Annotated in this window: 26 protein-coding genes; 25 read left to right on the top strand and 1 reads right to left on the bottom strand. The window is 71.2% G+C overall.

What is annotated here, in order from left to right; translation table 11 throughout:
- The first annotated feature begins 67 nt into the window (after positions 1-67).
- From QM779_RS06390 to QM779_RS06315, 16 genes are all read left to right on the top strand, one after another.
- Complete coding sequence (locus QM779_RS06390; protein WP_428533342.1) at positions 68-652, top strand: RsmD family RNA methyltransferase; 585 nt, start codon at positions 68-70, stop codon at positions 650-652.
- Positions 653-682: 30 nt separating this feature from the next.
- The gene (coaD, locus tag QM779_RS06385) at positions 683-1,141 is read left to right on the top strand and encodes a pantetheine-phosphate adenylyltransferase (protein ID WP_428533339.1); all 459 of its coding nucleotides are present in this window, start codon (positions 683-685) and stop codon (positions 1,139-1,141) included.
- Positions 1,134-1,631, top strand: a complete 498-nt coding sequence (locus tag QM779_RS06380) for a hypothetical protein (protein WP_428533336.1) — start codon at positions 1,134-1,136, stop codon at positions 1,629-1,631. The genes coaD and QM779_RS06380 overlap by 8 nt, the downstream gene beginning before the upstream one ends.
- A 101-nt stretch (positions 1,632-1,732) precedes the next feature.
- Positions 1,733-2,293, top strand: a complete 561-nt coding sequence (locus tag QM779_RS06375; protein ID WP_428533333.1) for a YceD family protein — start codon at positions 1,733-1,735, stop codon at positions 2,291-2,293.
- Between the two features lie 4 nt (positions 2,294-2,297).
- Positions 2,298-2,489 carry a 50S ribosomal protein L32 gene (gene rpmF, locus QM779_RS06370; RefSeq protein WP_377105128.1) on the top strand — a complete coding sequence of 64 codons (192 nt, stop codon included), beginning with the start codon at positions 2,298-2,300 and terminating at the stop codon, positions 2,487-2,489.
- A gap of 62 nt (positions 2,490-2,551) precedes the next feature.
- Positions 2,552-3,223, top strand: a complete 672-nt coding sequence (gene rnc / locus QM779_RS06365; protein WP_428538321.1) for a ribonuclease III — start codon at positions 2,552-2,554, stop codon at positions 3,221-3,223.
- The gene (gene mutM / locus QM779_RS06360) at positions 3,216-4,064 is read left to right on the top strand and encodes a bifunctional DNA-formamidopyrimidine glycosylase/DNA-(apurinic or apyrimidinic site) lyase (protein ID WP_428533328.1); all 849 of its coding nucleotides are present in this window, start codon (positions 3,216-3,218) and stop codon (positions 4,062-4,064) included. The genes rnc and mutM overlap by 8 nt, the downstream gene beginning before the upstream one ends.
- Positions 4,065-4,123: 59 nt before the next feature.
- Positions 4,124-4,354, top strand: a complete 231-nt coding sequence (locus tag QM779_RS06355; RefSeq protein WP_428533325.1) for a type II toxin-antitoxin system VapB family antitoxin — start codon at positions 4,124-4,126, stop codon at positions 4,352-4,354.
- The gene (locus QM779_RS06350; RefSeq protein ID WP_428533322.1) at positions 4,351-4,761 is read left to right on the top strand and encodes a PIN domain-containing protein; all 411 of its coding nucleotides are present in this window, start codon (positions 4,351-4,353) and stop codon (positions 4,759-4,761) included. Before QM779_RS06355 ends, QM779_RS06350 begins: the two co-directional genes overlap by 4 nt.
- Positions 4,761-5,345 carry a GtrA family protein gene (locus tag QM779_RS06345; RefSeq protein WP_428533319.1) on the top strand — a complete coding sequence of 195 codons (585 nt, stop codon included), beginning with the start codon at positions 4,761-4,763 and terminating at the stop codon, positions 5,343-5,345. Before QM779_RS06350 ends, QM779_RS06345 begins: the two co-directional genes overlap by 1 nt.
- Positions 5,346-5,348: 3 nt before the next feature.
- A complete protein-coding gene (gene smc / locus QM779_RS06340; RefSeq protein WP_428533316.1) occupies positions 5,349-8,909 on the top strand; it encodes a chromosome segregation protein SMC in 3,561 nt (1,186 codons plus the stop codon).
- A 77-nt stretch (positions 8,910-8,986) separates the two neighbouring features.
- Positions 8,987-9,256 carry a hypothetical protein gene (locus QM779_RS06335; protein WP_428533313.1) on the top strand — a complete coding sequence of 90 codons (270 nt, stop codon included), beginning with the start codon at positions 8,987-8,989 and terminating at the stop codon, positions 9,254-9,256.
- Between the two features lie 63 nt (positions 9,257-9,319).
- The gene (gene ftsY / locus QM779_RS06330) at positions 9,320-10,459 is read left to right on the top strand and encodes a signal recognition particle-docking protein FtsY (protein ID WP_428538318.1); all 1,140 of its coding nucleotides are present in this window, start codon (positions 9,320-9,322) and stop codon (positions 10,457-10,459) included.
- Positions 10,459-10,947, top strand: coding sequence for an N-acetyltransferase family protein (locus QM779_RS06325; protein ID WP_428533310.1), 489 nt, complete (start codon positions 10,459-10,461; stop codon positions 10,945-10,947). The genes ftsY and QM779_RS06325 overlap by 1 nt, the downstream gene beginning before the upstream one ends.
- Before the next feature lie 70 nt (positions 10,948-11,017).
- Positions 11,018-12,577, top strand: coding sequence for a signal recognition particle protein (gene ffh / locus QM779_RS06320; protein ID WP_428533307.1), 1,560 nt, complete (start codon positions 11,018-11,020; stop codon positions 12,575-12,577).
- Between the two features lie 9 nt (positions 12,578-12,586).
- Positions 12,587-13,753 (top strand): amidohydrolase family protein, encoded by a 1,167-nt coding sequence (locus QM779_RS06315; protein ID WP_428533304.1) that lies wholly within the window; start codon positions 12,587-12,589, stop codon positions 13,751-13,753.
- 24 nt (positions 13,754-13,777) lie between these two features.
- Here the strand turns inward: QM779_RS06315 and QM779_RS06310 are convergent, their stop codons facing one another.
- Positions 13,778-15,037, bottom strand: coding sequence for an Nramp family divalent metal transporter (locus QM779_RS06310; RefSeq protein WP_428533301.1), 1,260 nt, complete (start codon positions 15,035-15,037; stop codon positions 13,778-13,780).
- A gap of 238 nt (positions 15,038-15,275) precedes the next feature.
- On the opposite strand from QM779_RS06310, the gene rpsP reads away from it, so the two are divergent.
- The 9 genes from rpsP (at position 15,276) to rplS (ending at position 22,334) form a co-directional block, all read left to right on the top strand.
- Positions 15,276-15,710 carry a 30S ribosomal protein S16 gene (rpsP, locus tag QM779_RS06305; RefSeq protein WP_428533298.1) on the top strand — a complete coding sequence of 145 codons (435 nt, stop codon included), beginning with the start codon at positions 15,276-15,278 and terminating at the stop codon, positions 15,708-15,710.
- 2 nt (positions 15,711-15,712) lie between these two features.
- Positions 15,713-15,964: an RNA-binding protein gene (locus QM779_RS06300; RefSeq protein ID WP_300146467.1), complete on the top strand. Its 252-nt coding sequence runs from the start codon at positions 15,713-15,715 to the stop codon at positions 15,962-15,964.
- A 136-nt stretch (positions 15,965-16,100) separates the two neighbouring features.
- Positions 16,101-16,613 carry a ribosome maturation factor RimM gene (gene rimM / locus QM779_RS06295; RefSeq protein WP_428533294.1) on the top strand — a complete coding sequence of 171 codons (513 nt, stop codon included), beginning with the start codon at positions 16,101-16,103 and terminating at the stop codon, positions 16,611-16,613.
- Positions 16,603-17,307 (top strand): tRNA (guanosine(37)-N1)-methyltransferase TrmD, encoded by a 705-nt coding sequence (gene trmD / locus QM779_RS06290; RefSeq protein WP_428533291.1) that lies wholly within the window; start codon positions 16,603-16,605, stop codon positions 17,305-17,307. The genes rimM and trmD overlap by 11 nt, the downstream gene beginning before the upstream one ends.
- Positions 17,308-17,484: 177 nt before the next feature.
- The gene (locus QM779_RS06285) at positions 17,485-18,153 is read left to right on the top strand and encodes a succinate dehydrogenase cytochrome b subunit (RefSeq protein WP_428533288.1); all 669 of its coding nucleotides are present in this window, start codon (positions 17,485-17,487) and stop codon (positions 18,151-18,153) included.
- Positions 18,153-20,180 carry a fumarate reductase/succinate dehydrogenase flavoprotein subunit gene (locus tag QM779_RS06280; RefSeq protein ID WP_428533285.1) on the top strand — a complete coding sequence of 676 codons (2,028 nt, stop codon included), beginning with the start codon at positions 18,153-18,155 and terminating at the stop codon, positions 20,178-20,180. The genes QM779_RS06285 and QM779_RS06280 overlap by 1 nt, the downstream gene beginning before the upstream one ends.
- Entirely contained in the window at positions 20,177-20,938 is a 762-nt protein-coding gene (locus QM779_RS06275) for a succinate dehydrogenase/fumarate reductase iron-sulfur subunit (protein WP_428533282.1), read from the top strand. Before QM779_RS06280 ends, QM779_RS06275 begins: the two co-directional genes overlap by 4 nt.
- Positions 20,939-21,114: 176 nt before the next feature.
- A complete protein-coding gene (locus tag QM779_RS06270) occupies positions 21,115-21,840 on the top strand; it encodes a hypothetical protein (protein ID WP_428533279.1) in 726 nt (241 codons plus the stop codon).
- Positions 21,841-21,983: 143 nt separating this feature from the next.
- Positions 21,984-22,334 carry a 50S ribosomal protein L19 gene (gene rplS / locus QM779_RS06265; RefSeq protein ID WP_428533276.1) on the top strand — a complete coding sequence of 117 codons (351 nt, stop codon included), beginning with the start codon at positions 21,984-21,986 and terminating at the stop codon, positions 22,332-22,334.
- Positions 22,335-22,360: the final 26 nt, after the last annotated feature.

The raw sequence follows: 22,360 nt of genomic DNA, 5'->3' as shown, positions 1-22,360 counted from the left end.
CTCGGTGGGAGGGGCGCTGGCTTCGGCGCGTGAGCGGTGGCCCCGCAATCGTCGGTAGCCTGAGCCGGTGACCAGGATCATCGCGGGCAGCCGCAAGGGGCATCGCCTGCGCACTCCGGCACACGACGCCACGCGGCCGACCACCGATCGCGTCCGGGAGGCCGCCTTCTCGCTGGTCGCCGACTGGGCGGGCACCCTCGGCGAGCCCGCCGACAGCCAGCTCGCGGGGCTGGCGTTCCTCGACCTGTACGCCGGCTCGGGAGCGGTCGCACTCGAAGCAGCGAGCAGGGGGGCCGCCCCCGTGTGGGCGGTGGAGAGCGACGCCGGCACCGCCCGGATCGCCCGCGGCAACGCCACCGAGCTGCGCCTGCCGCTCACCGTCCGCGCCCAGACCGTGGAGGCCACCCTGGCCACCGAGCCTCCGCAGCGCTTCGACGTCGTGTGGGCCGATCCGCCGTACGCGCTCTCCGGCGAGAGGCTGGCGCCCGTCCTGGCCGCCGTTGCAGAGCGCTGGCTGGCCACGGACGGGCTGCTCGTCGTCGAAAGGTCCACTCGAGACCTCGCGCCCGTCTGGCCGTCCGAACTGTGCGAGCGCTGGGAACGGCGTTACGGTGAGACGACGTTGTACTTCGCCAGGAGGCCCACCGGATGATCGCCGATCTGCCCCGGGTCGTTCGACCCGGTGACCCACGGTCACCTCGACGTGATCGCGCGCGCCGCCGGCCTGTTCGACGAGGTCGTGGTCGCCGTCGGCCGCAACTCGGCCAAGAACTACCTGTTCCCGACCGAGGAACGCGTCGACCTGGTCCGGCAGACCACCAGCCACCTGGCCAACGTCAGCGTCGAGCCGTTGGACGGGCTGCTCGTCGACTTCGCGCGGGCCCACGGCGCCGGCGTACTGGTGAAGGGGATCCGGTTCGCCTCCGACTTCGACTTCGAACTCCAGATGGCCCACATCAACCAGGTCGTGGGCTCGGTGGAGACCGTCATGTTGCCCGCGTCGTCGGTTTGGTCCACGCTGTCGTCCACGATGGTTCGCGAGGTCGCCTCCTTCGGGGGCGACGTCTCGGCCTTCGTGCCGGAGGTGGTCGCGTCGGCGATCCGTCGCAGAACCGAGGGATGGGAGCAGCGCAATGGTTGAGCGGACGAGGGAGGTCCTCGCGCAACTCCGCCACCTCGTCGACGGCGCCAAGGCCGTCCCGATGTCGGCGTCCTGCATGGTCAACCGTGGCGAGGCGCTCGCCCTGATCGATGCGGCCGCGCGGGCGCTCGAGGAGGACGTCGGCGAGGCCCAGCGGGTCACGGCCACGTCGCTGGAGACGCTGGAACGCGCGCAGGACGAGGCCAAGCAGATCATCGCTTCCGCCGAGGAGAAGGCGCAGTTCCTGGCCGGCCAGACCCCGGTGATGGAGCAGGCCCGGAAGAAGGCCGCCCAGCTCGAGGCCAAGGCGCTGACGGACGCCGAGGCGCTGCGCCGCGAGGCCGACGCGTACGTGGACGCGCGGATCGCGTCCTTCGAGGCCGGCCTGCAGAAGACCATGTCGCAGGTGCGAACCATGCGCGACCGCCTCGCCAGCCGGTCCTCGCTGGACGACACGTCCACCCAGGCCCTGCCCCGCCTGAAGGCCTGATCGGCCGGCCGGAGACGGCGGTTTTGGTGACCGGCAGTCGCTCACGGTAGAGTTCTGCGTTGGTTATGACGCTGTCGAACCGTGTGCTGAAGGGATCCGTCGTGCCTCCCCGTCTGCCTGACCCTCGATCCGGGCTCGTCCTGGACACTCATGAACTGAGTCGCAGGGCCGGCGAGCAGGTGGAGGTCACCCGGGTCGCGGAGGCTCCCGCGGACCTCGGCATCGACGTAATCGGTGTGCCACCCGGCTCACCCGTCGACCTCGACCTCAGGTTGGAGTCGGTGGTGGAGGGGGTCCTGGTCACCGGTACCGCCGTGGTCCGGCTGCTGGGGAGCTGTGCGCGCTGCCTGGAGGAGGTCTCCGACACACAGGAGGTCGACATCCAGGAGCTGTTCTGCTACCCGGGCAAGGAACTCGACGACGCCGAGGCCAGGCACGTCGAGGGCGATCTGATCGACCTCGAACCCGTCCTGCGGGACGCGGTGGTGCTCGACCTGCCGTTCATGCCCTTGTGCCGTCCGGACTGCGCAGGGTTGTGCCCCGAGTGCGGGGCCAACCTCAACGCCGACCCGGAGCACGACCACGCTGATCCCGTCGATCCCCGATGGGCAAGTCTGGCGGGCTGGACGGAACCGAAGAACGAACCGAAGAACAAGGAGTAACGCCGTGGCCGTTCCCAAGCGGAGAATGTCCCGCGCCAACACGCGGGCCCGCCGTTCGCAGTGGAAGACCTCTGCGCCGACCCTCGTCACCTGCGCCAACGCGGCGTGCGGGGCGAAGCACCTTCCCCACACCGCGTGCCCGGAGTGCGGCCAGTACGGCCCGCGCGCCGCGCGGCGCCAGATCCTCGAGCCCTGACGCGCCAGGAGAACCGGGCCACGTCCGGATCCGGGGCGGCCGCCGCAGGCCGCACACCCGCACTGCTCGAGCAGCTGGGGATCGACCTCGATCCCCAGCTCTTCGAGCTTGCCCGCACGCACCGCTCGTACGCCTACGAGAACGGCGGACTGCCCCACAACGAGCGGCTCGAATTCCTGGGTGACGCCGTGCTGGGCGTGGTTGTCACCGAGTTCCTGTACCGCACCTACCCCGACCTCCCCGAGGGCAGGCTCGCGAAGCTGCGGGCCGCCGTCGTCAACTCGCACAGCCTCGCCGACGTCGCCCGCTCGCTGGACCTGGGCCAGCAGCTCCTGCTCGGCAAGGGCGAACTCAGCACCGGTGGCGAGGACAAGTCGTCGATCCTCGCCGACGCGCTCGAGGCCCTGCTCGGGGCCGTCCTGATCTCGTCGGGACGGGACGCGGCCGACCGCCTCGTCCACCACCTGTTCGACCCGCTGGTCGTCGAGGCTGCCGCGCTGGGCGCCGGCCTGGACTGGAAGACCAGCCTCCAGGAACTCGCCGCCGACGCAGAGCTCGGCACGCCGAGCTACCGGGTCGCCGAGTCCGGCCCCGACCACGACAAGCGGTTCGAGGCGGTCGCGATCGTCGCCAACCACGTGTTCGCCCCCGGCTTCGGCACCTCCAAGAAGCAGGCGGAGCAGGGCGCCGCGAAGAACGCCTTCACCGAGCTGTCCAGCGCACCGGATGCCTGAACTCCCGGAGGTCGAGGTCGTCCGCACCGGCCTCGCCGCCGCGGTCACGGGCCGCACGATCGCCGGGGCCACCGTGTTGCACCCCCGTCCCGTGCGCAGGCACGTCGGCGGTCCGGACGACTTCGCCGCCGGCCTCGTGGGACGCACGTTCGCCGAGCCCCGCCGCCGCGGGAAGTTCCTCTGGCTGCCCTTCACCGACGGGGACGCGCTGATGGCGCACCTGGGCATGAGCGGCCAGTTCCGGCTGGACGACGCGGACGCCCCGCCGCCCCCGCACTGCCGCGTCGAGCTCACCTTCACCGACGGTGGCCGCCAGCTGCGGTTCGCCGACCAGCGGATGTTCGGCGGGCTGTGGGTGAGCCCCGGCGGCGCCGAGCTCCCGGCCGAGGTCCGCCACATCGCGCGCGACCTGTTCGACCCCGAGCTCGACCTGCCCGCCCTGGTCGCCGACATCCGGCGGCGGCGCTCGGGGATCAAGCGCGTCCTGCTCAACCAGGAGATCGTCTCCGGGATCGGCAACATCTACGCCGACGAGTCGCTGTGGCGGGCCCGGCTCCACTACGACACGCCGTCCGACCGGCTCAGCAGGGCGCGGGTCACCGAACTCCTCGGCGCAGCCCGGGACGTGATGGCCGACGCCCTGGTCGCCGGCGGCACGTCCTTCGACGCGCTCTACGTGAACGTCAACGGCAGTTCCGGCTACTTCGGGCGGGACCTGGAGGTCTACGGACGCGAAGGGCTGCCGTGCAGCCGGTGTGGAAGCCCCATCCGGCGGGTCCCGTTCATGAACCGGTCATCGCACTTCTGCCCCGTCTGCCAGCCGGAGACGATGAGCCGGTGAGGCACGCCTGAAGGGCGCGTATCATGTGTTCAACCATATGATGAGCGAGGGGATGCGCGATGGCCATGACCAGTGTCGATCTGGACCCGCGGCTGATCGAACGGGCCCGGGCGTTGACCGGTGAGCGGTCGAACCGCGCCGTGATCGACCTCGCGCTGCGCCGCCTCATCGCGTCACGGCAGAAGGGCGCGATGATCAACGGCATCGCGGAACTGGTCGACCTGCCTGCCGGGCTGGACGCGCCCGTGGCGCCTCCGGGCGCGGCCGCTGCACAGATCCACGGCTCATGACCGACTACCTCGTCGACAACTCGGTGTGGGACAGGCTGGCCAGCGGCGACGTCGGTGTCACGGCCCGGCTCCGGCGTATCGAGCGCGCACCCGCGGATCTCTTCGTGACCTGTCCGCCACAGGTGCTCGAGTTCTGCCACAGCGCCCGGACGCCGCAGGAGCACCGTCGGTACAGGGAGCAGATCAGCCTCGGCTTCCCGCTGGAGCGCGCACCGGACGAGTCGCTGGTGCTCGACATCCAGGGCGCACTGTGGGACGCGGGTCTGGTCAGGTCCGCCGGCGCCGCTGACATCCTCATCGCCGGCTACGCCATCGTCAACGACGCGACGGTACTGACCGCCGACCACGACTTCGACCACATCGCGAAGGTCACAGACCTGCGACACGAGTACATCGCGCCGTCGTGATGGCGGGTGATCCTCGGATAGTCTTCACCGTTGTGACTGCACCCAGCCGGTTCGACCGCGTCCCCCAGGTGCTGCGCCAGTTCGTGAAGTTCGGACTGGTCGGCGGTGCCGGCGTCGTGGTGAACATGCTGGTGGCCGTCGTCATGAACAAGGCGCACGGCGGCACGGTGAACGCCCAGGACATCCTGTTCCCGATCCCCGGCACCCACTACAACTTCCGGTTCACCTCGCTGGTGTGGATCGTCGGGTTCCTGGTCGCCAACGTGTTCAACTTCCAGCTGAACCGCTCCTGGACCTTCCGGCACTCGGCGAAGGCGCCGTGGTTCCGCGAGTTCTGGCCGTTCCTCGCCGTCGGCAGCGCCGCCGCGTTCCTCGGGTTGTTCATCAAGATCGCGTTCACCAACCCCAAGTCGCCGGTCTACCTGCCCGAGCCGTGGTTCCACGAGAACGCCGGCCTGCAGTCCCGCGAGTACTGGGCGCAGCTGTTCACGATCCTGATCACCATGCCGGTGAACTTCGTCGTCAACAAGCTGTGGACCTTCAGCCACGTCCGCAGCAAGCACTCGGCCACCGTCGACGCCTGAGCCATGTACCTGAAGAGCCTCACGCTGCGCGGCTTCAAGTCGTTCGCATCGACGACCAACCTGGTCTTCGAGCCGGGCATCACGTGCGTGGTGGGGCCCAACGGTTCCGGCAAGTCCAACGTCGTCGACGCGCTGGCCTGGGTGATGGGCGAACAGGGCGCCAAGACCCTGCGCGGCGGCAAGATGGAGGACGTCATCTTCGCCGGCACGTCCGGACGCGCGCCGCTCGGCCGCGCGGAGGTCGTCCTGACCATCGACAACACCGACGGCGCGCTGCCGATCGACTACACCGAGGTCACGATCAGCCGCACGATGTTCCGCGCGGGTGGCTCGGAGTACGCGATCAACGGCTCGCCCGCCCGCCTGCTCGACGTGCAGGACCTGCTCAGCGACTCGGGCATCGGCAGGGAGATGCACGTCATCGTCGGCCAGGGCCAGCTGGACTCCATCCTCCAGGCCACCCCCGAGATCCGGCGTGGCTTCATCGAGGAGGCCGCGGGCGTCCTCAAGCACCGCAAGCGCAAGGAGAAGGCCCAGCGCAAGCTCGAGGCCACCGCCACCAACCTCAACCGGCTCAGCGACCTGCTCGGTGAGATCCGGCGCCAACTGAAGCCGCTGGGCCGGCAAGCGGAGGTCGCGCGCAAGGCCGCCGTCATCCAGGCCGACCTGAGGGACGCGAAGGCGCGGCTGCTGGCTGACGACCTGGTCACGCTGACCGCGGCCCACGAATCGGAACTGGCCGCCGAGGCGGAACTGAAGCAGCGCCGGCTGCGCCTGGAGGACGACCTCACGCAGGCCCGGCAGGCCGAGCAGGCCGCGGAGGCGGCGGCGAGGGACGCGCTCCCGCAGCTCACCGAAGCGCAGGAGACCTGGTACGCGCTGGCCGGACTCGCCGAACGGGTGGCCAGCACGGCCACCATTGCGGGCGAGCGGCTGCGGAACGCCCGCGACGTGGGGACGGAGGACCGTCCCGGCCGTGACCCGGAGGCGATCGAGCGCGAGGCCGCCGAGATGCGCAAGGCCGAGGCGGCGATCCAGGCCGAGGTCGCCCAGAAGGCCGAAGGGCTCGCCGCTGCCACTCAGGCCCGCACCGCGGCGGAGGCCGCGCAGGCCGACGCAGACAAGCGTTATTCGGCCCAGCAGCGCGCGATCGCCGACCGCAGGGAGGGGCTCGCCCGCCTGTCCGGCGAGGTGAACACGCTGCGCAGCAGGGCCGAGGCGGCCGGCGCAGAGATCGAGCGCCTGGCCGCTGCGCGCGCCGAGGCCGAGCAGCGGGCGGAGGCCGCCCGGCACCAGTACGCGACCGTGGAGACCCGGCTGGCAGGGCTCAGCGCCGGCGAGTCCGGGCTGGACGCGGCGTACGAGAGGGCCGAGGAGGACGCCGAAGCGGCGGCCACGGCCCTCTCCGACCTGCAGGACGCCGAGCGCGCCGCCGCGGCGGAGCGGGGGGCGGCCGCGGCCCGCGCCGAGGCGCTCGCCCTCGGCCTGGAGCGCAGGGACGGCTCCGCGGCGCTCCTGGCCGCCGGTGACCGGCTCGACGGGCTGCTCGGCTCGGTCGCCGCGCTGATCAGTGTGCCGGCCGGAGCGGAGGTGGCGATCGCCGCGGCCCTCGGCTCGGCGGCCGATGCCGTGGCCGTCACCGGGCTCGACGCGGCGGTGGCCGCCTTCGACCACCTCAAGGCTGAGGACCTCGGCCGCGCGGGCCTCCTGCTGGGCACCGACGCCGCACCCGACCGAGGTGCCTGGCCCGAACTGCCCGGCTCGGCGCGGTACGCCGCGGAACTGGTCACCTGCGAGGCGAGCCTGCGTCCATCGATCGACCGGCTGCTGTTCAAGGTGGCCGTGGTGGACGACCTCGACCACGGCCGTCGGCTCGTCGCCGCGCTCCCGGAGGTCACGGCCGTCACGACCGACGGCGACGTGCTCAGCGCCTGGTTCGCCGCCGGTGGCTCGTCGGCCAAGCCGTCGCTGCTGGAGGTCCAGGCAGCCTACGACGAGGCCAACGCGCGGCTGGCCGCCGCGCAGGGCGAGACCGAGCGGCTGCGGTTCCGGATCGCCGAGGCGCAGAACGTCCTCGCCGCCGCCCGCGAGGCGTCCGACGTCGCACTGGCGCGCCTGAACGAGTCCGACGCCGCCCACGCCGCGCTCGCGGAGGAGGCGGGCGAGCTCAACCAGGTCGTCCGCTCCGCCCAGGCCGAGGCCGGCCGGCTCGCCACCGCCGCACAGAGCGCGGCGGAGGCCAGGGAGCACGCGCTGGCGAACCTCGGGGAACTGGAAGCGCGGCTGGAACTCGCGTCCGCCCAGACCGAGGTGAGCGAGGCCGATCCCACCGAGCGGGACCGCAGCGCCGAGGCCGCCCGGACGGCGCGGTCCGCGGAGATGGACGCCCGGCTGGCGCTGCGCACGGTGGAGGAGCGCGCCCGCGCGCTCGCCGGGCGGGCGGAGAGCCTGACCAGGGCGGCCGAGGCCGAGCGGTCGGCACGCGCCAAGGCGGCCGCGCGGCGCGCGCAGCTGCGCAGGGAGGCCGAGGTGGCCGGGGCCGTGCAGGCCGCCGCCGACTGGCTGGCCGGGCGGATCGCCGCGTCGCGCGAGCAGGCCGAGGAGGAGCGGACGCGGGCCCAGCAGCGCCGCAGTGAGGCGGAGGCCGACCTCACCGCTGCCCGCCAGCGCGGACGCGAGCTCGCGAAGGCGTTCGAGAGCCTGGTCGACACCGTCCACGCCGACGAACTGGCCCGCGCGCAGCAGCAGATGAAGATCGACGCGCTCGCCGAGCGGGCGCTGGCGGAGCTCGGGCTGGAGGCCGAGGCGCTGGTGGCCGACTACGGCCCCGAGGTGCCGGTGCCGGTGCTCGTCGGGCCCGACGGGAGGCCGCTGACCGAGGACGACCCGCGTCCCGACCCCGTCCCGTACGTGCGCGGTGAGCAGGAGAAGCGGCTGCGGGCCGCCGAGCGCGACCTGGCCGTGCTGGGCAAGGTGAACCCGCTGGCGCTGGAGGAGTTCGACGCGCTGAGCGAGCGGCACACGTTCCTCGCCGAGCAGCTGGCCGACCTGCGCAAGACCCGGGACGACCTGAACGGGATCATCGCCGACGTGGACACCCGCGTCCAGGAGGTCTTCGCCGCGGCCTACGCCGACGTCGAGAAAGCGTTCGAGGAGTCGTTCTCGCGGCTGTTCCCGGGCGGCGAGGGCCGCCTCGTCCTGACCGAGCCGGGGGAGTGGCTGACCACGGGCGTCGAGGTCGAGGCGCGGCCGCCGGGCAAGAAGGTGAAGCGGCTGTCGCTGCTGTCCGGCGGCGAGCGCTCGCTGGTCGCGGTGGCGTTCCTGGTCGCCCTGTTCAAGGCCCGGCCGAGCCCCTTCTACATCCTCGACGAGGTCGAGGCGGCGCTCGACGACACCAACCTGGGCCGTTTGCTGGAGATTTACGAAGAATTGCGGGCCAACAGCCAGCTGCTGGTGATCACCCACCAGAAGCGCACGATGGAGATCGCGGACGCTCTGTACGGCGTGACGATGCGCTCCGACGGGGTCTCGGCCGTGATCAGCCAGCGCCTGAGGGAAGGCTGAGAGCACCTTCCGCACCCGGGAACGCCTGGAACCCCTCGGGCATAATGAAGGCGTTCCTTTGGCGGAAGGGTGTCGGCGTGACCTATTGGGTGATCACCGTGGCGATCGTGGCGATCGCCCTGTGCATCATCGCCGTCGTGGCCGTCGGCATGCGGGGCAGCCTCGCCGAACGCGCCCCGGAGGTCGCCAACGTGCTGGCCAACACCGCCCGCCACCTCAACGGCGACGCCGACCCGCCGCAGGGTCTGGTCGACTTCTTCGACGAGCTGCCGCGCAGCGCGTCCTCGGCCCGCAGCGCGGCGTCCGCGCGCAGTGCGTCCTCGGCCAGCGAGCCGCCCAAGCGCTGACGCCGGTGCGGGCAACCGTCCGGATTTGTCTACCATGAGCCGGTGGAGATCTTCTGGTACCTGATGGCCGCCGTGGCGGTCGTGCTCGTTGTGGCCGCCGTCACCATCGTGGTGGGGCGCCGCAGGGCGCTGACCCGGCCCCCGTCCACCCCCGAGCTGCCCGGTGTCGTGCCGACCTCTCCGGTGTCCCCGGCAACGCCGACCCCGGCCGAGGGGACGGAGGCGCCGGAGGTGGCCGCCGAGACGGCGCCGCAGGCTCCGACGGTCGAGACGCCCGAGCCCCCCTCGTCCCGGCTCGCCCGGCTGCGCCGGCGGCTGAGCGCGAGCAACAACCCGTTCGCCCGCGGCCTGCTCGGCCTGCTGTCGGCCGACCGGCTGGACGCGGAGGCCTGGGAGGACCTGGAGGCCACCCTGATCACCGCCGACCTCGGCGTCGGCCCCACCGACGAGCTGATCACCGCACTGCGCCGCGAACTGTCGATCGACGGCACGGCCGACCCGGCGAAGGCGAAGGACGTCCTGCGCAGCGAGCTCCTGCGGCTGGTCGGGACGGACGCCGACCGCAGCCTGAAGGTGACCGGCGCGGACGGGGTGCCCGGCGTCGTGCTGGTCGTCGGGGTGAACGGCACCGGCAAGACCACCACCATCGGCAAGCTCTCCCGGGTGCTGGTCGCCGAGGGGCACTCCGTCGTCCTCGCCGCGGCCGACACGTTCCGCGCGGCCGCGGCCGACCAGCTGCAGACCTGGGCGTCCCGGGTGGGCGTCCCCGTGGTGCGCGGGCCGGAGGGCGGCGACCCGGCATCGGTCGCGTTCGACGCGGTCGAGAAGGGCCTGGCCGACGGTGTCGACGTGGTCGTGGTCGACACCGCAGGGCGCCTGCACACCAAGACCGGCCTGATGGACGAACTCGGCAAGATCAAGCGGGTGATCGAGAGGAAGGCCCCGGTGACGGAGGTGCTCCTTGTGATCGACGCCACGACCGGCCAGAACGGCCTCGCGCAGGCCCGCGTGTTCGCGGAGGTCGTGGACGTGACCGGCATCGTGCTGTCGAAGCTGGACGGGTCGGCCAAGGGCGGCATCGTCGTCCCCGTGCAGCGCGAACTGGGAGTGCCCGTGAAGCTGATCGGGCTCGGCGAAGGCCCCGACGACCTCGCGCCGTTCGAGCCGGAGGGCTTCGTCGACGCGCTCCTCGCGGAGTCGTGATGCGGATCCGCGCGGCGCGTCCGGCCGACCTCCCGGCCCTGCTGGAGATCTACAACGACGCCGTCGTGCACACGACGGCCAGCTGGGACCTGCTGCCCTGGACGCCGGTCGAGCACGCCGAGTGGTACGCCACGAAGGCCGGGCACGGGCACCCGGTGATGGTCGCCGACGACGACGGGGTGGTCGTGGGCTACTCGGCCTACGGGCCGTTCCGGCCGAAGGCGGGCTACGCGGGAACGATGGAGCACAGCGTCTACGTCCACCCGAACCACCAGGGCAAGGGCATCGGCCGGGCCCTGCTGGTCGCGATCATCGAGGCTGCGCGCGCGGACGGCGTCCACGCCCTGATCGGCGGCCTGAGCGCCGACAACGAGGTGTCGCTGGCCCTGCACCGCTCGCTCGGCTTCGTCGAGGTCGGCCGCCTGCCCGAGGTCGGCCGCAAGTTCGACCGCTGGCTGGACCTCGTCCTGCTCCAGCTCTTCCTCTGACCACTCTGCCGGACGGGGCGGACGCACGGGCCGGTAGGATGTCCCGAGTTCCCGAGCGTGAGGTACCTCCTTGTTCGACACCCTCTCCGACCGCCTGTCCGCGGCGTTCCGCAACCTGCGCGGCAAGACCCGGCTGACCGACGCCGACATCGAGGCGACGACGCGGGAGATCCGCCTCGCGCTGCTCGAGGCGGACGTCAACCTCGGCGTGGTCAAGGAGTTCATCGCCGCCGTCCGGGAGCGGGCGGCCGGGGCGGAGATCCACGCCGCGCTGAACCCCGCGCAGCAGATCGTGAAGATCGTCAACGACGAGCTGGTCGCGATCCTCGGCGGCGAGGCCCGTCCGCTGCGGTTCGCGAAGCGGCCGCCGACCGTGATCATGCTGGCCGGCCTCCAGGGTTCCGGCAAGACGACGCTGGCCGGCAAGCTCGGCAAGTGGCTGAAGCAGCAGGGCCACTCCCCGCTGCTGGTCGCTGCCGACCTCCAGCGCCCGAACGCCGTCACCCAGCTGCAGGTGGTCGGCGAGCGCGCCGGCGTCCACGTCTTCGCCCCCGAGCCGGGCAACGGCGTCGGCGACCCGGTCTCGGTGGCGCGGCAGTCGATCCTCCAGGCGATGAGCAAGCTGTACGACGTCGTGATCGTCGACACCGCCGGCCGGCTGGGCGTGGACGCGGAACTCATGCAGCAGGCCGCCGACATCAGGGACGCGGTGAACCCCACCGAGATCCTGTTCGTCGTCGACGCGATGATCGGCCAGGACGCGGTGAACACCGCGCGGGCCTTCGCCGACGGCGTGGGCTTCGACGGCGTCGTGCTGTCCAAGCTGGACGGTGACGCCCGCGGCGGCGCCGCGCTGTCGATCGCGCGGGTCACCGGCAAGCCGATCATGTTCGCGTCCAACGGCGAGGGGCTGGGCGACTTCGACGCGTTCCACCCCGACCGGATGGCCAGCCGCATCCTCGGCATGGGCGACATCCTCACGCTGATCGAGCAGGCCGAGAAGACCTTCGACGCCGAGCAGTCGGCGAAGGCCGCCCAGAAGCTCATGTCGGGCAAGGGCGAGTTCGGGCTGGACGACTTCCTGCAGCAGATGCAGGCCGTCCGCCGGATGGGGCCGCTGAGCAAGATCCTCGGGATGATGCCGGGGATGGGCCAGATGAAGGACCAGATCGCAGGCATCGACGAGAGGGAGATCGACCGGATCGAGGCGATCATCTACTCGATGACCCCCGCGGAGCGGACGAACCCGAAGCTGCTGGACGGATCGCGCCGCGCGCGGATCGCCGCCGGCTCGGGCACGAAGGTGTCCGATGTGAACTCGCTGGTCAACCGCTTCTTCGAGGCCCGCAAGATGATGCAGAGCATGGCTGGTTCGATGCCGGGGATGCCCGGCGCCCGCCGTCCGGCCGCCAAGCAGCAGGCGAAGAAGAAGAAGGGCAACCACAAGGTGTCCGGCAACCCGGCCAAGCGCTCGGGGACCGCCGCGGCCGCCCCCGCCGTGCCTGCCGCCCCGTCCGCGTTCGGCCAGCCGGTACCCACCGAGGCCGACCTGGCGAAGGCGGTCGGGGAGTTCCAGTTGCCCGCCGAGCTGCAGCAGCTGTTCAACCCCAAGAACACCGGGCCGCGCTAGCCGCTCGCGATGAGCCACCACCACGCGCCGCCGGGGCTCGGGGAGCCGGAGTTCTTCGCGCACGAGCGCGCGGTGGCGTCCGTCCCCGGCGCGCCCGAGGCGGTGCCGCTGCACCTGAACGGCGTCCTGCTGCCCGACGGCGAGGTGCGTGACCTGTGGGTGGTCGACGGCCTGCTCCGCAGCGAGCCGGTGGCCGGCGCGGTGACGGTCTGCCGTGGCGCGTGGATCATGCCCGGCCTGGTGGACGCGCACTGCCACGTCGGCCTCGGCGCGCAGGGCGCGGTGCCTGTGGACGTGGCCGAGCAGCAGGCGCTCACCGACCGCGACGCGGGGACGCTGCTGATCCGCGACGCGGGCTCGCCGGTGGACACGCACTGGATCGACGACCGCGACGACCTGCCACGGATCATCCGCGCCGGCCGGCACATCGCGCGCCCGAAGCGCTACATCCGCAACTACGCCGAGGAGGTCGACCCCGACGAACTCGTCGCGGAGGTGGAGCGGCAGGCCCGCCGCGGTGACGGCTGGGTGAAGCTCGTCGGCGACTGGATCGACAGGGACGCGGGCGACCTCGCCCCGCTGTGGCCGGCGGACATCGCCGCCGCGGCGATCGAGCGGGCCCACGAGCTCGGCGCGCGCGTGACCGCCCACTGCTTCGGTGAGGAGTCCGTCCACGAGCTCGTCCGGGCGGGGATCGACGGGATCGAGCACGGCACGGGGCTGGACGACACCACGATCGCGCTGATGGCCGAGCGCGGCGTCGCGCTCGTGCCGACGCTGGTCAACCTGGAGAACTTCCCGGGCTTCGCGGACGCGGGCGAAGCGCGGTTCCCCGCCTACGCCACGCACATGCGCGCGCTGCACGCGCGCCGCCTCGCGACGATCGGGGCTGCGATCGAGGCCGGCGTCCCCGTCTTCGCCGGCACCGACGCCGGCGGCACGATCCAGCACGGCCTGGTCGGCACGGAGATCGGGCTGCTCGCCCGACTCGGGGGGACGGGGTTCGCGCTCGGCGCCGCGTCCTGGCGGGCCCGGGAGTGGCTGGGGGCACCGCCGGTGGAGGACGGCGTGTGGGCGGACCTGGTCGTCTACGCGAGCGACCCCCGCGTCGACGTGGAGGTCACGCGGCACCCGTCCCTGGTGGTCCTGCGCGGCCGCGTCGTCCACCGCTCCTGACCGATCGACCGGGATGGACCCGCGTCAGTGACCGCTGAGTGCCCAGCCGATCATGACGAGGTTGAGCGCGACGACCAGCGAGACGATCAGCCAGTTGAGGACCCGCTGGAACCGCCTGTCGACGTGGTCGCCCATCAGCGAGCGGTCGGCGGTGACCATCGCCAGTGGCGCGGCGGCCAGCGCCACCCCGAAGCTGAGCACGACCTGGCTCCAGATCAGCACCTGGGTGGGGGAGACCCCCGTCAGCAGCAGGAGCACGGCCGGTGCCACCGTGATGGCCCGGCGCAGCGTCGGGGAGACGTGCCAGACGTTGAGGTCCTTCAGGATCCGCGAGCCCGCGTGCGTCCCGACGATCGCCGAGCCCACACCGGACGCCAGCAGCCCGACGGCGAAGATCGCCGCGGCGGCAGGGCCGAGGCTGGAGGACAGGATCGCGTGCGCGGACTCGATCGTGTCCGCGCCGCTGCCGGTCAGGGCGACCGCGCCGAGCAGGAGCATCCCGATGTTCACCGAGCCCGACAGCACGAGCGCGAGCCCCACGTCCACCTTCTGCGCACGCAGCAGGGTCGGCAGCGGGCCGTCCAGGCGTCCCTTCGGGCGGTGCCGGTCGATGGCGAGCGCCGAGTGCAGGTAGATCGCGTGCGGCATCACGGTCGCGCCGAGCATCGCAGCGATCAGCGGCCAGGCGCCGCGATCGGGGACCGATGGCCACAGCCCGGCCAGCGTCTGCTCCCAGTCCGGTGGACGGAAGAACAGCGCGCCGAGGAAGCCGAGGGTGACGATGGCCAGCAGCGCGCCGATGCCGGCCTCGAACACGCGCTCGCCGTGGCTGCGCAGCACCCACAGCAGCAGGATCGCGACCACCCCGACGACGATGCTGCCCGCCCACAGCGGCAGGCCGAAGAGCAGGTACAGGCCGAGCGCGCCACCCACCACCTCGGCCAGGTCGGTGGCCAGCGCGATCACGAAGGCCTGCGCGCCGTAGGCGAGGCCGAACAGGCGGTGGTACCGGGTGCGCTGGAAGCGGTCGATCATGGCCTGTGGAAGCGTCTTCCCCGTGACCAGGCCGAACTTGGCCGACTGGTACTGGATCACCATCGCCATCAGGGACGCGGCGGCGAGCACCCAGACCAGCGTGTACCCGTAGGTCGCGCCCGCACTGACGTTGGCCGCGACGTTGCCGGGGTCCACGTAGGCGACGCTGGCGACGAAGGCGGGCCCGAGCAGGGCCAGCGTCCCCGCCACCCTCCCGCGACGGGGTGGGGTCGCTTCCGGCTCCACCATGATGGCCGCAGGCTACACGGACGTCCGCCCTGCTCCGGGCCCTGCGCGCTCGCATTGGCGCCACCGGGGGAGCCTCTGGCACAATGATCGCTGCATCTGTGCCCGTCGGTGCCCTCTCATCGCCGGTGGTCGCCGATCCACCCGAACCCGGTGGGCGTTGCCCCACAGCGAGCGCCGGCGTTCACCCGCCCGGGCCGGTGGCGTCACCGTCCCATCTTCCACAGGAGAAACCACACACGTGGCTGTCAAGATTCGTTTGAAGCGGCTCGGCAAGATCCGCTCCCCGCACTACCGCATCGTCGTGATGGACGCCCGCGCCAAGCGCGACGGCCGGGCCATCGAGGAGATCGGCCTGTACCACCCGAAGTCCGAGCCGTCGCTGATCAAGGTCGACTCCGAGCGCGCGCAGTACTGGCTCGGCGTGGGCGCCCAGCCGACGGAGGCCGTCGTCGCGCTGCTCAAGCGCACCGGTGACTGGCAGAAGTTCAGCGGCGACACCAGCCCGTCGGGCATCACGCCGCAGCCGGAGCCCAGGGACAAGGTCGCGCTGTTCAACGCCGCCCTGGCCGAGGCCGACAGCGAGCCCGCCACCGCGGCGATCTCGAAGTCGAAGAAGAAGGCTGACCAGGCCGACGCCGAGGCGGACGCTCCCGCCGAGGCCGAAGAGGCCTGAGCATGCTCGCCGACGCGCTCGAGCACCTGGTCCGTGGCCTGGTGCCCAACCCGGACGACGTCCGGGTGCGCGAGTCCGACCGGGGCCGGGTCCGCACCCTCGAGGTGCGCGTCCACCCCGAGGACATCGGCAAGGTGATCGGACGGCAGGGACGCACCGCCGGTGCGCTCCGCACGGTGATCGCCGCGCTCGCCGGTCGTGAGCAGGTCCGCGTCGACTTCGTCGACGTCGACCGCCGCCCGCGCCGTCGCTGACAGGCGGGACCGTCCCCGCCCGCCCCACGTGGCAGGGAGCGACGGTCCCCGTCCGCCGGCCACCGGCACCCAGGCAGTATCCGTCACGCCCCGTCCGCAGCAGCGGGCGGGGCGGACGCACATCACAGGAGGGCACGTGGACGACCGGGTGATCGTCGGCACGATCGGGCGCCCGCACGGGCTGCGCGGGCAGGTGACGCTGCGTCCTCGTACCGACAGCGTCGAGGAGAGGTTCGCCACGGGTGCGCGCGTCGAGGCGGGCGGGCGCACCCTCACCGTGACCTCCCACTCCTTCCAGCAGGGCCGGCTGGTCGTCGGCTTCGCCGGGGTGGCCGACCGGACCGCCGCCGAGGCCCTGCGCGGCCTGGACGTGTGGGCCCAGGGTGCCGTCGAGGCCGTTGCCGACGACGAGTTCCACGACACCGCGCTGATCGGACTGGCCGCCGTGGACCCCGCGGGGACGCGGCTGGGCGAGGTCATCGGCGTCGAGCACAACCCGGCCCACGACCTGCTGGTGGTCCGGACGCCGTCCGGCGACCGCCTCGTGCCGTTCGTGGCTGCGCTGGTGCCCGAGGTCGACCCGGCGGCGGGCCGGCTCGTGATCGCCCCGATCCCCGGACTCCTGGACGAGGCCCCCGATGCGGATTGACCTGGTCAGCATCTTCCCCGACTACTTCGCGCCGCTGCGGCTGTCGCTGGTCGGCAAGGCGGTGGACGCCGGCATCGTGAGCCTCGGCGTCCACGACCTGCGGGACTGGACGCACGACCGGCACCGCACGGTCGACGACACCCCCTACGGCGGCGGGGCCGGCATGGTGATGAAGCCCGAGCCGTGGGGCGAGGCGCTCGACGACCTGGTTCCCCCCGGTGTCACGGCCCCACTGCTGGTCGTGCCCACCCCGGCCGGCGTCCCGTTCTCCCAGCCCCTGGCCCACGACCTGGCCGGACGCGACTGGCTGCTGTTCGCCTGCGGACGCTACGAGGGCATCGACGCCCGCGTCGTCGAGCACGCGTCCAGCAGGATGGACGTCCTGGAGGTGAGCCTCGGCGACTACGTCCTGAACGGGGGAGAGGTCGCGGCCCTGGCCATCACCGAGGCGGTCGTGCGGCTGCTGCCCGGCGTCCTCGGCAACCCGGAGTCGCTGGTCGAGGAGTCGCACGGCACCGAACTGGACGGGCTGCTGGAGTACCCCGTCTACACCAAGCCCGCGTCCTGGCGGGGCCTCGACGTCCCGCCGGTACTGCTGTCCGGCCACCACGGGCAGGTCGCCCGCTGGCGTCTGGACGAGGCCCGCCGAAGGACCGCGGAGCGCCGTCCGGACCTCCTCGAGGGGTCGAATTAGGGCACGTCCGTATTGCCCAAATACGGAGAATTGGCGTCTCGTCCAGTCCCTGTCCAAATTCTGAGACCAACTCTGCCGGAAAGGCCGTCAGCGGCGGAAAAGGCCACCGATTCTCATTAGGGTGGAGCCGTGGCGACAACGACTCTTACCCCTCACCAGAGAGCGCTCAGGTCCACGGTGGCACTCAAGGCCATGATGGCCGTCACCGGTCTGCTCCTGATCGCGTTCCTGCTGGTGCACATGTACGGCAACCTCAAGATGTTCCTGGGAGCCGAGGAATACAACCATTACGCGGAGTGGCTCAAGGGCCTCAGCGAGGACGGAGGCATCCTCTTCCCGCTGATGCCGCCCGGCTGGTTCATCTGGGTCTTCCGCTTCGTGCTGCTGGCGGCCGTGGTGCTGCACATGTACTCCGCGGCGACCCTGTGGAAGCGGGCGCTGAAGGCGAACCCGTCCACCTACCAGGCCAAGCGGGACCTGGCCAGGACCTACTCCGCGCGGACCATGCGCTGGGGCGGCATCATCCTGGCCGTCGGCCTGGTCTTCCACCTGCTCCAGTTCACCGCCAAGCTGACCCTGGTCAACACGCCGGCGAACCTCGACCCGTACCAGACGGTGATCAGCGAGTTCCAGGTGTGGTGGCTGGTGCTCGGCTACGCGATCTGGGTGCTCGCGGTGTGCATGCACATCCGGCACGGCTTCTGGAGCGCCTTCGCCACGCTGGGGGCCAACACCAGCGCCAAGGCCCGCGCCGTCCTGAACGGCTGCGCCTGGGCCGTGGCCCTCATCCTCTACATCGGCTTCGTGATCATGCCGGTGTCCGTGCTCTTCGGATGGATTCACTGATGACGACGACGACCAAGCCCGCAGCGAGCGAGAAGCCGCTTCCCGGGGCCGACTACTTCATCCTCGGTGAGGAGATCCACGACACCAAGGCCCCCGACGGCCCGATCGAGCAGAAGTGGTCCACGCGCAAGTTCGAGGCCAAGCTGGTCAACCCGGCCAACCGGCGCAAGCTGAACGTGATCATCGTCGGCACCGGCCTGGCCGGTGGTGCGGCGGCGGCCAGCCTCGGTGAGGCCGGCTACAACGTCCTCAACTTCTGTTACCAGGACAGCCCCCGGCGCGCGCACTCGATCGCGGCCCAGGGCGGCATCAACGCAGCCAAGAACTACCGCAACGACAACGACTCGACGTTCCGGCTGTTCTACGACACCGTCAAGGGCGGCGACTACCGCGCCCGCGAGACCAACGTGTACCGGCTGGCCGAGGTCAGCGCGAACATCATCGACCAGTGCGTGGCGCAGGGCGTCCCGTTCGCCCGCGAGTACGGCGGCCTGCTCGACAACCGCTCCTTCGGCGGCGTCCAGGTGCAGCGCACCTTCTACGCGCGTGGCCAGACCGGCCAGCAGTTGCTGATCGGCGCCTACCAGGCGTTGGAGCGCCAGGTCGCGGCCGGGACGGTGAAGATGTACACCCGCCACGAGATGCTCGAGCTGATCGTGGTGGACGGGCGCGCCCGCGGCATCGTCACCAGGGACATGGTCACCGGTGCGATCGACAGCTGGTTCGCCGACGCGGTCGTGCTCGCCACCGGCGGCTACGGCAACGTGTTCTTCCTCTCCACGAACGCGATGGGCTGCAACGTGACCGCCGACTGGCGGGCCCACCGCAAGGGCGCCTACTTCGGCAACCCCTGCTACACGCAGATCCACCCGACCTGCATCCCCGTGCACGGCGAGACGCAGTCCAAGCTGACCCTGATGTCGGAGTCGCTCCGCAACGACGGCCGGATCTGGGTGCCGAAGAACGCCGAGGACTGCGGCAAGGACCCGCGCCAGATCCCGGAGTCGGACCGCGACTACTACCTGGAGCGGATCTACCCCGCGTTCGGCAACCTGGTGCCGCGTGACATCGCGTCCCGGCAGGCCAAGAACATGTGCGACGAGGGACGCGGCGTCGGCCCCGCGGTCAAGGAGTTCGACCACGACGGCAACGAGCGGATGGTTCGTCGCGGCGTCTACCTGGACTTCGCGGAGGCGATCGGACGCCTCGGCAAGGACGGCGTCGCCGCCCGCTACGGCAACCTCTTCGACATGTACGCGCAGATCACCGGCGAGGACCCGTACGAGACCCCGATGCGGATCTACCCGGCCGTGCACTACACGATGGGTGGCCTGTGGGTCGACTACGACCTGTCCAGCAACATCCCCGGCCTGTACGTGACCGGTGAGGCGAACTTCTCCGACCACGGCGCGAACCGCCTGGGTGCCTCGGCCCTCATGCAGGGCCTGGCCGACGGCTACTTCGTCCTGCCGAACACCATCAACGACTACCTGGCCGCGGCGCCGTTCGACAAGATCGACGCGACGCACCCCGCAGCCAGGGAGGCGCTGGACGCGGTGAAGGAGCGGATCGAGGCGCTGCTCGCCGTCAAGGGCACCCGCACCGTGGACTCCTTCCACAAGGAGCTCGGCCACATCATGTGGGAGTACTGCGGGATGGAGCGCACCGAGGCGGGCCTGAAGACCGCGATCGGCAAGATCGACGAGCTGCGCGAGGAGTTCTGGAAGGACGTCAAGGTCACCGGCGTCAACGAGGACTTCAACCAGACCCTCGAGCGGGCCGGGCGCGTCCTGGACTTCTTCGAGCTGGGCCGGCTGATGTGCGTGGACGCCCTGCACCGGCGTGAGTCGTGCGGCGGCCACTTCCGGGCCGAGAGCCAGACCGAGGACGGCGAGGCCCTGCGCCACGACGACGAGTTCTGCTACGTCGCGGCCTGGGAGTTCGCCGGCACCGGGGAGAAGCCGGTGCTGCACAAGGAACCCCTCGAGTACAAGTTCATCGAGCTGAAGCAACGGAGTTACAAGTGAACGTCACCCTGCGCGTCTGGCGCCAAGCGAACGCCTCTGCCCAGGGGCAGATGGTCACCTACCAGGTGCAGGACGTCTCCCCGGACATGTCCTTCCTGGAGATGCTCGACCTCCTCAACGAGGACCTGACGGTCAAGGGCGAGGAGCCGGTGGCCTTCGACCACGACTGCCGTGAGGGTATCTGCGGCATGTGCGGCGTCGTGATCAACGGCACCGCCCACGGTCGCGGCAGCTCCCCGGTGCCGACCACCACCTGCCAGCTCCACATGCGGTCGTTCGAGGACGGCGCCGTGATCGACGTCGAGCCGTGGCGGGCCGGTCCCTTCCCCGTGATCAAGGACCTGGTCGTCGACCGGGCGGCGTTCGACCGGATCATCCAGGCCGGCGGCTTCGTGTCGGTGAACACCGGCTCGGCGCCCGACGCCCACGCCAACGCGGTCGGCAAGCTGAAGGCCGACCGTGCCTTCGACGCGGCCACCTGCATCGGCTGTGGCGCCTGCGTGGCGGCCTGCCCGAACTCCTCGGGCATGCTGTTCACCGCGGCGAAGATCACCCATCTGGCGATGCTCCCGCAGGGCCAGCCCGAGCGTCACCTCCGGATCAAGAAGATGATCGGGCAGCACGACGCTGAGGGCTTCGGCGGCTGCACGAACATCGGCGAGTGCGCGGAGGTCTGCCCCAAGCAGATCCCGTTCGACACGATCAGCCAGCTCAACCGCGACCTGATCGCCTCGCTGTTCAAGCGGGACGGCAAGTAGCAGCACCGAGACGGGCCCCGGAGTTGTCGCTCCGGGGCCCGTCTCGCGTCAGCCCGACCAGACGCTCCCGAAACGCGTCCGCGCTCCCGAAATTCCGGGAGCGTCTGCGAATTTCGGGAGCGTTTGGGTGGGACGGTGGCAGGATCGTCGCCGCAGGGCGAGGGAAGGGGTGGACGGTGCCGTACGAGCGGCTCGACGCGGACGCGGTGCTGGCGACGGCACAGCGACTCCAGGCCCGGATCGGCGCCCGGTTCCCCGGACGCAACCTGACCAGGGTCGCAGCCCAGCTCGTCGCCGTCGCCTCGGACGTCGAGAAGGCGGCCGCGCGTACCGTCCCGATTCGTGTCCTGAGGGTGGCCGGGCTGGTCGCGATCGCCGCGCTGGTGGTGCTCACCGCCGTCTCGGTGGTCGCGTCCGTCGCGGAGCTGGCCACCAGCGGCGGCACGACGCTGACCTGGCTGTCCGCGGCGGAGACCATCGTGAACGACATCGTCTACGTCGGCATCGCCGTGGTGTTCGTGTGGCTGCTGCCCGCCCACCTGGAGCGGCGGCGCATCCTCGGCGAGCTGCACCGGCTGCGTTCGCTGGCCCACGTGATCGACATGCACCAGCTCACCAAGGACCCCGAGCGGTTCGCCTCGGCCTTCCGGCCCACGGCCCAGACTGTCGAGGTGGGGCTGAGCCCGATCGACATGGCCAGCTACCTCGACTACTGCTCGGAGCTGCTCGCGCTGGTGGCCAAGACCGCCGCGGTCTATGCAGAGCGGACCACCGATCCGGCCGTGCTGGCGACGATCTCCGACATCGAGAACCTCACCAGCGGCATGGCCCGCAAGATCTGGCAGAAGCTGGGCCTCCTGCCGCGCGTGAGCAGGGACGTGGGACTGGAGCCAGCCGACTGACCGCGATTACCGCGGCCGGGCCCGGCTGTGGCAGACTTGTCGATCGTTGTGCCGCGTCCGCTCCTGCCACAGGGGGAAGGCGACCGCGGAATCCTGATGACGTACGAGACGAAGTGTCCTGTGGCACTGGCGAGGAACCGAAGATGAACCAGCTGGTTGAGCAGATCGGCAAGGACGCCCTGCGCGACGACGTGCCCGACTTCCGTCCCGGTGACCAGGTGAAGGTTCACGTCCGGGTCATCGAGGGCAACCGCTCCCGGATCCAGGTCTTCGCCGGCGCCGTGATCGCCCGCACCGGTTCGGGGATCGCCGAGGCGTTCACCGTCCGCAAGGTCAGCTTCGGCACCGGCGTGGAGCGCACCTTCCCGCTGCACAGCCCGATCATCGAGAAGATCGAGGTCGAGCGTTTCGGCGACGTGCGACGCGCCAAGCTGTACTACCTCCGCGGTCTTCGCGGCAAGGCTGCCAAGATCAAGGAGAAGCGCGACCGCTGAGGCGCTGGGCGTCCGAGCGGCACGCC

Source organism: Propionicimonas sp. (assembly GCF_049840635.1).
Lineage (GTDB): Bacteria > Actinomycetota > Actinomycetes > Propionibacteriales > Propionibacteriaceae > Propionicimonas.
This window is presented reverse-complemented; position numbering and strand designations above follow the sequence as displayed.